Annotated in this window: 11 protein-coding genes; 8 read left to right on the plus strand and 3 right to left on the minus strand. The window is 68.3% G+C overall.

Going from position 1 to position 14,166, the window contains the following annotated elements; translation table 11 throughout:
• Positions 1-16: 16 nt before the first annotated feature.
• Entirely contained in the window at positions 17-229 is a 213-nt protein-coding gene (locus E3O57_RS13660; RefSeq protein ID WP_103459695.1) for a twin-arginine translocase TatA/TatE family subunit, read from the minus strand.
• Between the two features lie 48 nt (positions 230-277).
• A complete protein-coding gene (locus E3O57_RS13665) occupies positions 278-3,160 on the minus strand; it encodes a glycoside hydrolase family 3 C-terminal domain-containing protein (protein ID WP_103479837.1) in 2,883 nt (960 codons plus the stop codon).
• Between the two features lie 228 nt (positions 3,161-3,388).
• Here E3O57_RS13665 and E3O57_RS13670 point away from each other — a divergent pair, with 228 nt between their 5' ends.
• The 4 genes from E3O57_RS13670 to E3O57_RS13685 all read left to right on the plus strand — a co-directional run bounded on the left by E3O57_RS13670 (position 3,389) and on the right by E3O57_RS13685 (position 8,088).
• Positions 3,389-5,041, plus strand: coding sequence for an extracellular solute-binding protein (locus tag E3O57_RS13670; protein ID WP_103459697.1), 1,653 nt, complete (start codon positions 3,389-3,391; stop codon positions 5,039-5,041).
• Between the two features lie 9 nt (positions 5,042-5,050).
• The gene (locus E3O57_RS13675; RefSeq protein WP_103479836.1) at positions 5,051-6,046 is read left to right on the plus strand and encodes a sugar ABC transporter permease; all 996 of its coding nucleotides are present in this window, start codon (positions 5,051-5,053) and stop codon (positions 6,044-6,046) included.
• Positions 6,043-6,975 carry a carbohydrate ABC transporter permease gene (locus tag E3O57_RS13680; RefSeq protein WP_103479835.1) on the plus strand — a complete coding sequence of 311 codons (933 nt, stop codon included), beginning with the start codon at positions 6,043-6,045 and terminating at the stop codon, positions 6,973-6,975. Before E3O57_RS13675 ends, E3O57_RS13680 begins: the two co-directional genes overlap by 4 nt.
• 93 nt (positions 6,976-7,068) lie before the next feature.
• Positions 7,069-8,088, plus strand: a complete 1,020-nt coding sequence (locus E3O57_RS13685) for a LacI family DNA-binding transcriptional regulator (protein WP_103459700.1) — start codon at positions 7,069-7,071, stop codon at positions 8,086-8,088.
• 54 nt (positions 8,089-8,142) lie between these two features.
• Here the strand turns inward: E3O57_RS13685 and E3O57_RS13690 are convergent, their stop codons facing one another.
• A complete protein-coding gene (locus E3O57_RS13690; protein ID WP_103479862.1) occupies positions 8,143-8,988 on the minus strand; it encodes an NAD(P)-dependent oxidoreductase in 846 nt (281 codons plus the stop codon).
• A 145-nt stretch (positions 8,989-9,133) separates the two neighbouring features.
• On the opposite strand from E3O57_RS13690, the gene E3O57_RS13695 reads away from it, so the two are divergent.
• The 4 genes from E3O57_RS13695 (at position 9,134) to E3O57_RS13710 (ending at position 14,134) form a co-directional block, all read left to right on the plus strand.
• Positions 9,134-10,333 carry an ROK family transcriptional regulator gene (locus E3O57_RS13695; RefSeq protein WP_241990419.1) on the plus strand — a complete coding sequence of 400 codons (1,200 nt, stop codon included), beginning with the start codon at positions 9,134-9,136 and terminating at the stop codon, positions 10,331-10,333.
• A 230-nt stretch (positions 10,334-10,563) separates the two neighbouring features.
• On the plus strand, positions 10,564-11,841 hold the full coding sequence (locus E3O57_RS13700; protein WP_241983721.1) for a multidrug effflux MFS transporter: 1,278 nt from the start codon (positions 10,564-10,566) through the stop codon (positions 11,839-11,841).
• A 59-nt stretch (positions 11,842-11,900) separates the two neighbouring features.
• Positions 11,901-12,740, plus strand: a complete 840-nt coding sequence (locus tag E3O57_RS13705; protein ID WP_241990420.1) for an alpha/beta fold hydrolase — start codon at positions 11,901-11,903, stop codon at positions 12,738-12,740.
• Positions 12,737-14,134: a sensor domain-containing diguanylate cyclase gene (locus E3O57_RS13710; RefSeq protein WP_103479834.1), complete on the plus strand. Its 1,398-nt coding sequence runs from the start codon at positions 12,737-12,739 to the stop codon at positions 14,132-14,134. Before E3O57_RS13705 ends, E3O57_RS13710 begins: the two co-directional genes overlap by 4 nt.
• Positions 14,135-14,166 lie beyond the last annotated feature (32 nt).

Consider the following 14,166-nt stretch of genomic DNA (forward strand, 5'->3'; position numbering starts at 1 on the left):
GGGGCCGGGACGGGGGTTAGGGCTTGGGCTTGTCGAGCGTCGTTGCGGCAGGGGCGGTGGCCGGCTTCTCGTCGGGCACGGCGGCGTCGGTGGGCGCCAGCTCGGTCTTGAGGATCTTCATCGACTGGCCCATGCTGCGCGCCAGCGCGGGCAGTTTGGGTGCGCCGAAGAGCAGGAGTACGACGAAGAGGATGATGATGAAGTGCCATCCGGTCAGATTGCTGAGCATGATGTCCCGTCTAGTCGGTGATGCTGATGGTGAATGGATGCGGCGAATCTAGGAAAGCGCGACGTGCGGCCCGCCGAGGAACGCGAGCTGCACCCCCCGCGACAGAGTGACCCGAAGGTCGGCCGGTGCGGTGTTGGTGCCCGCACCCTCGAGAGGAATCGACACGGTCTGCCAGTCGAGCGTACCGACCTCGGCGCTGCCGAGCGGTGACCAGAGTCCATCGCGACGGCTCTCCAGCTCGATCCGGCCGGTGCCGCGGGCCTCGACCGCGAGCACTCCGGCCAGGGCGGCCAGGTCCACCGTCAGGTAGACCAGGCGGGCGCGCCGCGCATCGGCGGCCACCGCCACGGCGGTGCCGGCCAGCGGTGTGTACGCCACCAGCTCGCTCCGCACGGTGTCGCTGTGCCCGGTGTGGTCGAAGGAATCGGCGCCGAACCCGGCCACAGGGTTGCGGGGTGCGACGGAGACACCGTCGACGTGCAACAGCAGCCGGTGGTCGATGCTCTCGGCCGAGCGGCCGACGAGCAGCTCGTATTCGCCGGTTTCCACGATGAGGCGTTGGGTGGTCACGTCCCAGACCATCAACGCGGCAGGGTCGAGGGTGATGGTCAGCTCTGCGGCACCGCCGGCCGCGACGCTCACCCGACCGAAGCCGGCCAGGCGGCGGCGGGGGAACGGCAGCCGGTGCGCGTTCGCCGCGACGTAGAGCTGCACGGTGGCAACGGCCGGCCCCGCGGGCTGCCCGTCGCTGGGGTCGCCGTTCACTCCGACGGTCACGGTGACCGGAGTCAGTCCGGTCTCGTCGGTCCACCGAACCCGGCTGGCGGACAGCGTGGCGGCCGACACGGATGCCCGGGCGTAACCGAGCCCGTGGCCGAAGGCGAAGTCGGGTGTTGCCGAGGAATAGAGGTAGGTGCTGGCGCTGGTGATGATGTCGTAGTCGAGCACGTCGGCGAGGTCGGACTCGCCGGACCACCAGGTCTGTGCAAGACGCCCGGTGGGCTCCACCGCGCCGGTGAGCACGTCGGCGAGGCCGTGGCCGAGCGCTTCGCCGGCGTGCGACGACCACAGGATGGCCGGGGCCTTCTCGAGTGCCCCGCCAAGGGCGAACGGGTAGGAGGAGATCACCAGCAGCGCCAGGTGCGCATTGGCATCGGCGGCCGCGCCGACAAGTTCGGCCTGATGCTCCGGCAGCGCGAGGGCCGGACGGTCCTCGGTCTCACGGCCGCCCAGGTGCGGGTCGTTGCCGACGGTGACGATAACGGTGTCGGCCGCGGCGGCCACCTGGGCGGCGTGGGCGAGCCCGGAGCGCAGCACCCGGAGGCCGAACCTGTCGGCCGTGGCCTCGGTGGCCGGCTGGGCCAGGATGGCGCCGTTGCCGAGGTCGGCGTGCAGCCAGAGACCGGAGCCGCGGTGCTGCAGCGACACGCTGCCGTCGTCGTGGCGGAGCAGGCGCAGGTCTTCCTGGGCGACCCAGCCGCCCACCCGGGTGGCGGTGTCCTCAAGATAGCCGTGCGCGCCGCGGGTGACGAGGCGGTCGGTTGCGGTGTTCCGCAGGGTGACGTGGCCATGACCCCACTCGGTCATTTCAAAGGTCTGTGCGTCGCCGACGGTGACACTCGCGGCGTGCAGACGCCCGCCGACGGGTCCGCCGGAGGTGAGGTAGCGGCCGGTGCGCGGGTCGCGGAGCGCGATCAGGTCGCTGCCGCTGGCGACGGTGACGCCACCGCCGGTGGCGGCCAGCGCCGTGGCCAGCCCATCTGTGAGGCTCACCGGGGCGATCAGACTGCCGCTGTACCAATCGGCCAGGACCCGGTCGGCGATCGGCCCGAGGAGGGCGACCCGGGACGCCGGGGCCAGCGGCAGCACCGGGGTGCCGGCGACAGGGTCGTTCTTCAGGAGCACGGTACCGGCCGCGGCTGCCTCCCTCGCCAGGGCCAGGTGGGCAGGTGAGCCGATCACGTCGGCGGTGATGCCGGCGTATTGATGCGGTTCGGTGTCGAATTCGCCGGTGCGGGCGCGGGCCGTGAGCAGGCGCAGCACCGCGGCATCCACGTGCTCGATGCCGATGAGTCCCTCAGCGAGGGCCCGGCGCATGGCCGAGACCGTGGGTTCCGTGTTGGTGTCGTTGTCGGTGAAGCTGTCGACGCCGGCGATCAACGCGGCGGCGTGAGCGGCCACGGGTCCGTCGAAGAACTCCTCGGACACGAAGAGGTTGGTGGGCGCGGCGGCGTCGCTGACGATGAACAGGTCGGCACTGTCGGCCACCCAGGTGCGCAGGTGTGCCGCGACGAGGTCGGAGACGTGCGCCGGGCGGCCGTTCACCAGGTTGTAGGAGAGCATCGCGGCGCCGGCGGCGCCCTCTTCGATGGCCGGGCGGTAGGCCGGCAGCTCATACTCGTGCAGCACTCGCTGGCGCAGCTGCGAGTTGGTCGTGGAGCGGTCGACCTCGTTGTTGTAGCCGAGGAAGTGCTTGAGGGTGGGCACCGTGCGCCAGCGCACGGGATCGTTCCCGCGCAGGCCCCACGAGTAGGCGCAGCCGAGCAGACCGGTCAGCCAGGAGTCCTCGGAGTAGCCCTCCTCGTTACGGCCCCAGAGCGGATGCCGCAGCGGGTTCACCACCGGCGCCCACACGTTCAGGCTCACCGCGGGGGAGTCGGCGTGCTTGCCCCGCACCTCGATGCCCACGGCTTCGCCTACCCGACGCACCAGGTCCAGGTCCCAAGAGGCGGCGAGGCCGACCGGCTGCGGGAACAGCGTGGCCTCGCCGAGCCAGGACAGGCCGTGCAGGCCCTCGGTACCGGTGGAGAAGGCGTCCAGGCCCAGGCGCTCGATGGCGGGATTGGCCTGATGCAGCAGGCTGAGCTTCTCCTCGACGGTGAGCTGGTCGAGTAGGTGGTGTGCCGTTGCGGCGTCGGTGCCGTGCGTCATCAAGTTCTTCCTGGTTCGGTGACCGTCGAAGCGTTTCGACAGTTGTCGCGAAAACTACGTCGACATGCCGAGTCTAGGTCACAATTCGCGATTTGTGGTTGCCTCCGCGTAATTCCTCCCTGTACACTCCCGATTGTCGAAGCGCTTCCGCAGGGAGTTGGACTTGGGGGCAATTCTTGCTTTTCCAGGCCTCGGCAAGAACAGCAACTTACGAAGAAGTGAGGCAGCATGAGCATCCAAACGGCCAGTTCTGATCTGAGAGCATTCGCCAAGAAGCCGCTGAACCGGAGGTCCTTCCTGGGCTTCGTAGGTGCCGGAGCGGCCGCAGCCACTCTCGCCGGCTGCAGCACCGGAACGGCCAGCACGTCGGGCGGCTTGTTCAGCGCCGAGGACATCGCCGGCGTCATCCCGAACTACTATCCGGTGGACTTCGCGGTCCCGGACCTGGTCAGCGTCAACGGCTCCACCGCCGGCTACCTGAAGCTGCCCACCACGCTGCGCAAGTCCGTGGCGAAGGTACCGGGCGCCGGCGGGTCGTACACCGCGCTCTCCCCGGCCTGGTGGACCATCCCCAGCTCGAACAACGACTACTTCAAGGCCGTGAACAAGGAACTGGGCGCGACGATCAAGTTCCAGGTCTCCGACGGCAACACCTACGGCGAAAAGATCCAGGCCGTGCTCGCGTCGCCGAACAACGTGCCGGACATGGTGGTCATCCCGTCCTGGAACCTGCCGCCCAAATTCGACCAGGCCGTCACCTCCCTGTTCGCCGACCTCAGCCCGTATCTCGCCGGCGACAAGGTGAAGGACTACCCCAACCTGGCCAACATTCCGACCGACTCGTGGAAGTACTCGGTCTTCCAGGGCAAGCTCTTCGGGCTTCCGTACCCGGGTGAGGTCATCCAGAACGCGTTCTTCTACCGCAAGGACATCTTCGACGAGCTCGGCCTGCCGCTGCCCACCGACGCCGAGAGCTTCATCACCATCCTCACCGAGGCGACGGATGCGTCCAAGAACCGCTGGGGCGCCGATGACCTGTGGAACGCCGGTCAGATCATGTTCGGCGTGCCAGACAAGTGGACCGTCGCCGACGGCAAGCTGGTGCACAAGTTCGAGACCGACCAGTACCGCGAGGCCCTGGACTGGCTGACCCGCCTGTTCAAGTCCGGTGCGGTGCACCCGGACGCCATGGCCGGCAATGACCAGCAGGCCAACAGTCGCTACGAGGCCGGGAACACGCTGGTCAAGAGCGACGGCGTGGGCGGCTGGGCCGAGTCCCTCGCCAGGGTGCTGCCGTCCAACCCGGGTTACAACACCCAGGCCATGGACTTCTTCGCGGCCGACGGCGGCGACCCCACCCTGTACAAGGGCAGCCCCACCAACATCTTCAGCTTCATCAACAAGAAGGCCGACGAAAAGGCCATCAAGGAGATGCTCGCCGTGGCCGACTTCATCGCGGCACCGTTCGGCACCGCGGAGTACCAGCTCCTCAACTCCGGGGTTCAGGGCACCCACTACGACCTCGACGCGAACGGCGCCCCGGTGCTCAACGCCAAGGGCCAGGCCGAGGTCACCTCGACCTACTCGTTCCTGGTGCACCCGCCGGTCGTGCAGGCGCACGTGGAGTACCCGCAGTTCGTGACCGACTACTGCAACTGGAGCGCCCGGATGAGTGCCTTCGCGGCCGACCCGGTGCTCTACGGGGTGCAGATCCAGGAACCGGCCAAGTTCGGTTCGCTGGGCAAGCCCTTCGACGACCTCAAGGCCGACGTGGCCAACGGGCGCAAGGAACTCTCGGCCCTGGACGGCGCGATCGAGACCTGGAAGTCCAACGGTGGCAACGAGCTGCGCAAGTTCTACCAGAAGTACCTGGACGCGTAGGTCGGGCCGATGACCTTAACCGACGAGCGGCGCCCCACTTCGGCGGCGCCGCCCGCAGACCCCGCCACCCTGAAGGCCGCGACGGCGAAAAAGCGGAAGAAGCGCCGCGCCCTGTTCAAGCGCGACCGCACCCTGTTGATCATGGTGCTGCCGGCGCTGCTGCTCACCGCGTTGTTCGCCTACGTGCCGATCGTCGGCAATGCGATCGCCTTCCAGGACTACTCGCCCTACGTGGGAGCGTTCGAGAACCCGTGGGTCGGCTTCGCCAACTTCGAACGGGTGCTGGCCGACGAGGCCTTCTGGTCGGCGGTGCGCAACACCCTCACCATCACAGCGTTCCAGCTGGTCTTCTTCTTCCCGGTGCCGATCATGCTGGCGATCCTGTTGCAGGGGCTGCTCAGCCCGCGGGTGCGGTCGCTGTTCCAGTCGATCGTCTACCTGCCGCACTTCCTGTCCTGGGTGATCGTGATCTCGATCTTCCAGCAGATCCTCGGCGGGGCGGGGCTGCTCAATCAGTTCCTGCGCGACAACGGCATCGAGGCGGTCAACCTGATGACCCAGCCAGACACCTTCCTGATCCTGGTCACCTCTCAGGCGCTCTGGAAGGACGCCGGCTGGGGAATCATCGTGTTCCTCGCCGCGCTCAGCGCCATCGACCCGAGCCAGTACGAGGCTGCGGCGATGGATGGCGCCGGCCGGCTCAAGCGGATGTGGCACATCACCCTGCCCGCCCTGCGGCCGATCATCATCCTGCTGCTCATCCTGCGCCTGGGGGATTCCCTCACCGTGGGCTTCGAGCAGTTGCTGCTACAACGTGACGCGGTCGGAGCGGGTGCGGCGGAGGTGCTGGACACCTTCGTCTACTACTCAGGCATCCAAAACGGCGACTGGAGTTACGCCGCCGCCGCAGGCCTGATCAAGGGCGTGATCAGCGTGATCCTGGTGCTGGGCGCCAACAAACTCGCGCACCTATTCGGAGAAGCCGGGGTCTACCAGAAATCATGAGTATCACCACCAAACCACGCGCCTCAGCGCGCTCCCGTCCTCCCCGGGTCATCCGGCCGGCCTGGGAGGAGCCCCGCGCTCCGCTCGAAGCCGGTGCCCGCGGCATCGTGCTCTTCGGCATGGCCGCCCTGATCGTCATACCCCTCTACATCGTCGTGCTCACCAGCTTCTCCTCGCAGGCCACCATCACGGCGGCCGGTGGCATGGTGATGGTGCCCGGCGAGCTCACCTTCTCCGCCTACGAACAGATCCTCTCCGGCGGAGTGGTCACCCGGGCCGTCATGGTCAGTGTCGGCATCACCGCGGTGGGCACCCTGATCAGCCTGGTGGTGTCGGTGATGGCCGCCTACGGCCTCTCCAGGCCCGGCTCATACGCGCACCGGCCGATCCTGTTCTTCCTGCTGATCACCATGTTCTTCGGTGCGGGCATGATCCCCAGCTACCTGCTGGTGAGCAACCTGGGCCTGATCAACTCGTACTGGTCGCTGATCCTGCCCAGCTGCATCAGCGTGTTCAACATCTTCCTGATGCGCGGCTTCTTCATGGGCATCGACCAGTCGATCATCGACAGCGCGCGGATCGACGGCGCCGGCGACTGGCGCATCCTCACCAAGATGGTGCTGCCGATGTCACGCTCGGTGATCACCGTGATCGGCCTGTTCTACGGCGTCGGCTACTGGAACGCGTTCTTCAACGCCACCCTGTACATCAACGACAGCGAAAAGCTGCCGCTGCAGGTGATCCTGCGCTCCTACGTGCTACAGGGCGTCTCGGTGCCCGGCCAGGTGAGTGTGGGCAGCGGTGAGGTCGCCACCCTGGCGGTGCAGATGGCCGTCGTGATCATCGCGCTGGTGCCGGTGCTGATCGTCTACCCGTTCCTGCAGAAGCACATCAGCTCCGGAGTCATGATCGGCGCCGTCAAGGGCTGATTCCAGTACCCAGCGCCCGGGCGGCAGCCGGCCGGTCGCTGGGTATTCTTAGCGGTGACGCACCGACGGCTCCATCCAGGTATCAGAGGACGCATGGCAACTATCAACGACGTAGCCCGTCTCGCCGGGGTGTCGATCAGCACGGTGTCGTACACGCTCAGCGGCAACCGCTCCATCGCCGAGTCCACCAGGAACCGGGTGGTCAGCGCCATCCAGGAGCTCGGCTACCGGCCCAATGCCGGGGCCAGGATGCTCGCCGGCACCCGCACCCGCATCTTCGCCCTGACCGCCCCGGTGCGCCCCGACACCCAGGCCGGGGTGCTGATGTCCTTCGTGCTCGCCGTAGCCACGGCGGCCCGCAAGATCGACTACGACGTGCTTCTGCTCACCGCCGACGAGGCCTCCACAGGGCTGGAGCGGGTGACCTCGAGCCGACTCGCCGACGGCATCATCGCGCTGGACGTCTCCCTGGACGACGAGCGGATGCCGCTGCTGCGCGCTCTCAACATCCCCGCCACGGTCATCGGCGTGCCGGCCGACACCTCCGGGCTGGTCTGCGTCGACCTGGACTTCGAGGAGGCCGCGCACCTGGCCGTCGGCCGGCTCGCCGACCTCGGGCACCGCTCGATCGGGCTGCTCGGCATGTCACGCCTCACCTATGACTGGGGCGCGAACTACCCGCTTCGGTTCCGGGACGGGTTCTTCGCCGCGTCGGACGACCGTGACATCGCGACGGCCTTCGTGATGCCGGACGGCGACATGGACAGCATCCGCCGCGGTATCGACGAGCTGTTCAGCGCCATGCCGACCATGACGGCCCTGGTCATGCACGCCGGCGAATCCGTGCAGGTCACGGTGCTGGAGATCCTCGCCGCCCGGGGGATCTCGATTCCCGGCCAGCTGTCGGTGATCTCGGCCTGCGCGGTCTTCGACACCTCGGCGTTCAGTCCGCCGCTGGACGAGATCCCTTTGTCCGCGGAGGACTCCGGAGTACGTGCGGTGGAACTGACCATCCGCCAGATCACCGGCGACCGCACCCCGCACGTCGACCTGCTGCCGCCGCGTTACGTCGAGCGGGGTTCGACCGGCCCCGCCCCGGTCCGCGAACCGTGAGTAAAGCCCCAGAAATCTCGAGATTCTGGGGCTTTTCTCACAGATTACGAGGGGTCAGCGGGGGTCTTGCCAGGAGTGCTCGGGGGAGTAGCCGAGCAGGCGCCGGGCCTTGTCGATGGCGAGCAGGGTGTCGGTCCCGGGGACCAGGCGGGTGAGCTGCACGTTCGGAAAGACCTCGGCGGCGAGCTCGGCGCTGGGCCGGCGCATCACGGTGTCCGCGGCGGCGATGATGAAGCGTTCGAAGCCGGGCGGGGCGGTCTGCAGCGCCTTGAGCACGGCCTGGGCACCGTCGCGGCCGTCGATGTAGCCCCAGAGATTCCACTTGCGCAGCGTCGCATCCGTCTGGAACCCTTCGAACCTGGCATAGTCCTCCGGGTCCATCACATTGGAGAACCGCAGCGCCGTGATCGAGAGCTCGGGGTCCCAGCGCACCAGCTCGATGGCCATCTGCTCCTCGAGGTGCTTCACCAGCGAGTATGTGCTCTCCGGCCGGGCCGGGTACTCCTCGTCGACCGGGATGTAGGGCGGGTCGACGTCGAACGGCAGGCCGAGCACCGTCTCGCTCGACGCGTACACGATGCGCTTGATGCCATTGCGGCGGGCGGCCTGGAACACGTTGTAGCTGGAGAGCATGTTGTTGTGGAAGGTGGCGACATCGGGCGCCAGGCCCGGCGCCGGGATTGCGCCCAGGTGCGCCACGGCGTCGAAGCCGTCCACCTGGTCGTTGACGCCGGCGAAGGCGTCGACCACCTGTCCGAAGTCGGTGAGATCGATGCGCACGAAGCCGGCTTCGCGGCTGCCGGCCAGGTCGAAGTTGATCACGTGATGGCCCTCGGCGCGGAGCCGGGCGAGCACGGTCCTGCCGAGCTTGCCGCTTCCGCCGGTGAGGGCGATTCTCATGCTGGGGAATTCCATGGACTTCCTTGTCTGGGTCGATTTGTAGCGTTCTGCAACGTATCACGCCGGGTCGGGGGAGATGCCGGGTATTCTGGGGGCCAGAGTGACTCACGCTCGCAGAATCGGGCGTCAGCCAGACGGAGGAACCGTGCAGGGCAGCAGCCATGACGACGTGCGCAGACACAACCTGTCTGTGGTGTTGCGACTCGTGCACCGCAGCGGGGCGGCGTCGCGGTCCCAGCTGACCAGGGTCACCGGGCTGAACCGGTCCACCATCGCCGCCCTCGTCGCCGAGCTGGTCGATCGCGGGCTGGTCGTCGAGCGCGAACCGAGCTCCACCAATCAGGTCGGCCGGCCCAGTCCCATCGTCAGTGTCAGCGAGCAGGTCGTGGCGCTCGCCGTGAACCCGGAGATCGACGCCGTCACCATCGGCATCGTCGGCCTCGACGGTCAGGTGCACCGCCGGGTGCGCTACCCCACCGACCAGTCCCCGAGCGTGCTCGAGGCCGTCAACATCGCCGCAGCCGTGATCGACGGCATGCGCGGCGAACTCGAGGCCAGGTTCAAGGTCGTGGGAATCGGCGTGGCCGTGCCCGGCCTGGTGCGCGCCCACGACGGACTCGTGCGGCACGCGCCGCACCTGGGCTGGATCGACGAACCCCTCGCCGAAATGCTCGAGGCCGCGACCGGCTACCCGGTTCTCGCCGCCAACGACGCCAGCCTGGGCGCCATGGCCGAGCGGTTCTTCGGCGCCGGCAAGGGCATCACCGATCTCATTTACCTCAACGGCGGTGCGAGCGGAATCGGCGGCGGCATGATCGTCGGGGGTGCGCCGGCCGGCGGTATCGCCGGTTACGCGGGCGAGTTCGGGCACACCAGGGTCAGCGACAGTGAACGGGTCGACTCCGCCGGCATCCGCGGCACCCTGGAGGCAGAGGTCACCCGGCGCGAGCTGCTCGAGGTGCTCGGCCTGGCCGGAGCGGATGCCGACGAGCTCGAACAGGCGCTGCGGGCATCCACGTCGCCGGAGGTGCGCGCCGAGGTCAACCGTCAGATCGACCACCTCGCGGTGGCGCTGGCCGGGGCGATCAACATCCTCAACCCACAGGTGGTGGTGCTCGGCGGGTTTCTTGCCGCGCTGCTGGCGGTGGATGCCGACAGGTTGCGCTCCGCCGTGGCGAAGCACTCGCTCGACGCCGCCTTCGGCACCGTGCGGCTCAGCGCCGCGGAGCTCGGTTCCAACCTGCTGATGATCGGCGCCGCGGAGCTGGCCTTCGAGGGCCTGCTCGACGACCCGGCCGGACTCCCGGCAGGGGTGCCCGCCGGCACGCCCGCCGAGTCTCCCTAACCCTGCCCCCCTGCCGACCCCGACCCCGGCTGGATGGCATAACTCCAAAGTCGACCAGGCCGGGCGGATTCAGACGCACCCGGCGCCCGGGAACATGCAGAAAAGGCCGGATCCGCGCAATCTTTGCCGGGATGCCGCTGAGGTGGAATAGAACCGAGCGGCGCACGCTTTTTGCTACTGGGCGATCGCCCGCACTCCTTTCGCACGACTCCGACCGAGGACTCTTCAACGTGACTACTGCCGTCATCCCCGTGATCTCCGAGGCGCAGCTCGCCTCCACCGCCCGGCACCCGGGTGACGCGCTTTCCCGCGGGCAGCGCATCGTCTACATCATCATCCTCGGCGCGCTCACGGCCCTCGGCCCGTTCACCATCGACCTGTACCTGCCCGCGTTCCCCACCCTCGAAAGCGAACTCGGGGTCTCGGCCGCCGCCATCCAGCTCACCCTGACCGGCACCATGATCGGCTTCGGCTTCGGCCAGCTGATCGTAGGCCCGTGGAGCGACAAGGTCGGCCGCCGGTTGCCGCTGCTGCTGGCCACGGGTTTCCACGTGCTCGCCTGTGTCGGCGCCGCACTCTCGACCGAGATCGTGACGCTGGGCATCTTCAGGGTGCTGCAGGGCTTCGGCGCCGCGGCCGGCGCGGTCGTGGCCATGGCCATGGTGCGCGACCTGTTCGGCGGCAAGCCGCTGGTCAAAATGCTCTCCCGCCTGGCCCTGGTCAGCGGCCTGGCGCCGGTGATCGCCCCCGTCGTCGGCTCGCAGCTGCTGCTCGTGATGCCGTGGCGCGGCATCTTCTGGGTGCTCGCCGGTTACGGCATCGTGGTGATGGTGGCCGTCGCGATCTGGATCGTGGAAACCCTGCCGCAGGATCGTCGCACGGTGCCGGGCCACTCGAGCCTGGGCCAGCGCTACCGGGCCGTGCTCAGCGACCGCACCTTCGTGGGCGTCGCGATCATCGGGGCGATGACCTTCACCGGTCTGTTCTCCTACCTTTCCTCCTCACCGTTCCTTTTCCAGCAGGTCTACGAGTTCAGTGCCCAGCAGTACGGGGTGCTTTTCGCCGTCAACTCCCTCGGCATCGTCGTTGGCGTGCAGACCAGCTCGCGGCTCATGCACCGCTACAACGTGGGGCCGCAGAACATCCTGATCGGCGCCACCACGGTACTCGTGATCACGTCGGCAACGATTCTCACCCTCGACCTGCTGGGCGCGGGCCTGTGGGGCACCCTCATCCCGCTGTGGTTCTTCATCGCCGGTTGCGGGTTCACCTTCCCCACCGTGCAGGTCATCGCCCTCAACTCGCACGGCAGCGAGGCCGGCACCGCCGCGTCCGTGCTCGGCGCCGCCAACTTCGGCATCGCCGGGCTGATCTCCCCGGTCGTGGGCCTGCTCGGGGTCGGCACCGCCGTCCCGATGGCTTCGGTGATGGGTGTCTGCGCGATCATCTCCATCCTCAGCCTCTGGTTCATCGTGCGCCCGCGAACGGTGTCGGCGCTGACCCACTGACCCGGTCGGGTGCCGTCGGGGAACCCCGCGGCACCGGTCATTATGGAAGAATCACCAGAGTGATCCCCAGCGCGCTTTCAGGCCCAGAAACCTCCGACCTGGCGGCAGTCGACGTGCTCCGGCGCAACGCCGTGAGCGTCGAGGGCGATCCGGCCGCACCGCCCATCGTCTTCGGACCGGGCTACGGCACCAGCCAGGACATGTGGCGCCTGGTCGCACCGCAATTCGTCGGCGAGCGACGCGTGGTGCGCTTCGACCACGTCGGGTCCGGCGACTCGGATGTGTCGGCGTACGACCGCCGCAAGTACGACTCGTTGCGCGGGTACGCGGCCGACCTGCTCGACATCCTGCGTCACCTCGACCTGCACGACGTGGTCTTCGTCGGGCACTCGGTGAGCGCCATGATCGGGGCGCTGGCCGCGATCGAGGAACCGGACAGGTTCGCCCAGCTCATCATGCTGGGCCCGTCGCCGCGCTACCTGAACGACGACGGTTACGTGGGCGGTTTCGAGCGCGCCGACATCGACGGTCTGCTCGACGCTCTGGAAGTCAACCACGTCAGCTGGGCCGCCGAGATGGCGCCGGCGTTGATGAAAAACCCGGAACGCCCCGAACTGGCCGCGGAACTGGCCGAAAGCATGGCCCGCACCGACACGATGGTCGCCCAGCACTTCGCCAGGGTCACCTTCCTCTCGGACATGCGCCGGTTCCTCAAGAACATCAGCACGCCCACGCTGATCCTGCAGTCCGCCGACGACCTGATCGCCCCGCTCGAGGTGGGTGAGTACCTGCACGAGAACATCGAGGGCAGCGAACTGGTCGTGCTCAGCGCGGCCGGACACTACGCCCACCTGTCCGATCCGACCGAGATCGAACGGCAGATCCGGCGCCGCTTGTGACACCGGACGACGTCTCGCGGGCGCTGTTCCAGCACGCGCCGGCGGGCCTGTTCGCGATGTCGACCGACGGCGTCATCCGCGCGGCGAACGACACGTTCTGCGACTGGACGGGCTCTCCGCAGGACGACATCGTCGGCCGCTACTTCCTGTCCCTGCTCTCCAGGGGCAGCAAGCTGGTCTTCGAGACCCGGTTCATGCCGCTCCTGCAGACGCGGCACCCGCTCAACGAGATGTTGCTCAGCCTGGCCACCCGCGCCGGCGGCACCCGGGACGTGCTGGTCAGCCTGGTCGTGGACGATTCGGGTGCCGACGAACTGATCTACGCCGCCGTCTTCGATGCCGGGATCCGGCTCAAGTACGAGCGGGACCTGCTCGACGCCCGGCGCACGGCCGAGGCCGCGGTGGCCCGGGTACGCATCATGCAGGAGGCCGCGGCCGGCCTGGCCCCGGCCACCACGATGGCGGAGTTCGGGTCGGTGCTGCGGGTGTCGGCCGAGACGGCGACGGATGCGACGGTGTCGGTCATCGTCGCCGAATCCGACGGTCGGCTGGAGCTGGTCTCCGGCTCCCGGCCGCTGGCGGGCAGCGTCGACCTGGCCGACCTGCTACCGGTCCGGGAGTGCCTGGAGAACGGTCGGCCGGTGCTCTGCCGCAGCCCCGCCGACATCGCGGCGAGCTTCCCGACCCTGGCGGCGGGCCTGGATGCCGAGGGCGTCGAGGCACTCTGCCTGATTCCGCTGACCGAGGACGGCGCCGTCAGCGGCGCGGTCGCCTGCTGGTTCCAGCGGCCGCGGATGCTGGATGCGAATCTGCTCGACCTGCTCGCTGCCCTGGCCACGCAGGCGGCACCGGTGCTCGAACGCATCCACCTGCAGCGCCAGATCGAACACCAGTCGCTGCACGACGCGCTCACCGGGCTGCCCAACCGTTTCGCGATGCAGAGCCGGTTGGAGCAACTGCTGGCGGAGGCCGTGCTGCACGACCGAACCGTGGCGTTGCTGTTCCTCGACCTGGACGGCTTCAAGGCCATCAACGACAGGTTCGGCCACGAGGCCGGCGATGGGGTTCTACGGCAGGTCGCGGAGCGCCTTACCGGGATCATGCGGGTGGGGGACCTGTGCAGCCGGTTCGGCGGCGACGAGTTCGTGATCGCCTGCGACGGTGTGGACGAGGAGTCGGCGCTCGAGGTGTCCCGACGGATCTGGGACGCGGTGTGCCAACCCCTGCACGGCGTCGCGCAGGGGTCGACGGTCTCAGCGAGCATCGGCATCAGCGTCTTCAGGCCCGGTGCCACACAGGCGGCCACCCCTGACGCCCTCATCGCCCGCGCCGACGAGGCGATGCTCGCCGCCAAGCGCGCCGGCATGGGCCGCGATCCTCTCATCAGGGCCTGAAACCGGGTCTCACAACGCCGGTCGGGGCCCGC

It is taken from the genome of Cryobacterium sp. TMN-39-2, from assembly GCF_004402745.1.
Lineage (GTDB): Bacteria > Actinomycetota > Actinomycetes > Actinomycetales > Microbacteriaceae > Cryobacterium > Cryobacterium zongtaii.

Bases quoted from the DNA above. Each gene is read 5' to 3' on its own strand.
- E3O57_RS13660 (WP_103459695.1), bottom strand. From the start codon at position 229: ATGCTCAGCAATCTGACCGGATGGCACTTCATCATCATCCTCTTCGTC.
- E3O57_RS13665 (WP_103479837.1), bottom strand. From the start codon at position 3,160: ATGACGCACGGCACCGACGCCGCAACGGCACACCACCTACTCGACCAG.
- E3O57_RS13670 (WP_103459697.1), top strand. From the start codon at position 3,389: ATGAGCATCCAAACGGCCAGTTCTGATCTGAGAGCATTCGCCAAGAAG.
- E3O57_RS13675 (WP_103479836.1), top strand. From the start codon at position 5,051: ATGACCTTAACCGACGAGCGGCGCCCCACTTCGGCGGCGCCGCCCGCA.
- E3O57_RS13680 (WP_103479835.1), top strand. From the start codon at position 6,043: ATGAGTATCACCACCAAACCACGCGCCTCAGCGCGCTCCCGTCCTCCC.
- E3O57_RS13685 (WP_103459700.1), top strand. From the start codon at position 7,069: ATGGCAACTATCAACGACGTAGCCCGTCTCGCCGGGGTGTCGATCAGC.
- E3O57_RS13690 (WP_103479862.1), bottom strand. From the start codon at position 8,988: ATGAGAATCGCCCTCACCGGCGGAAGCGGCAAGCTCGGCAGGACCGTG.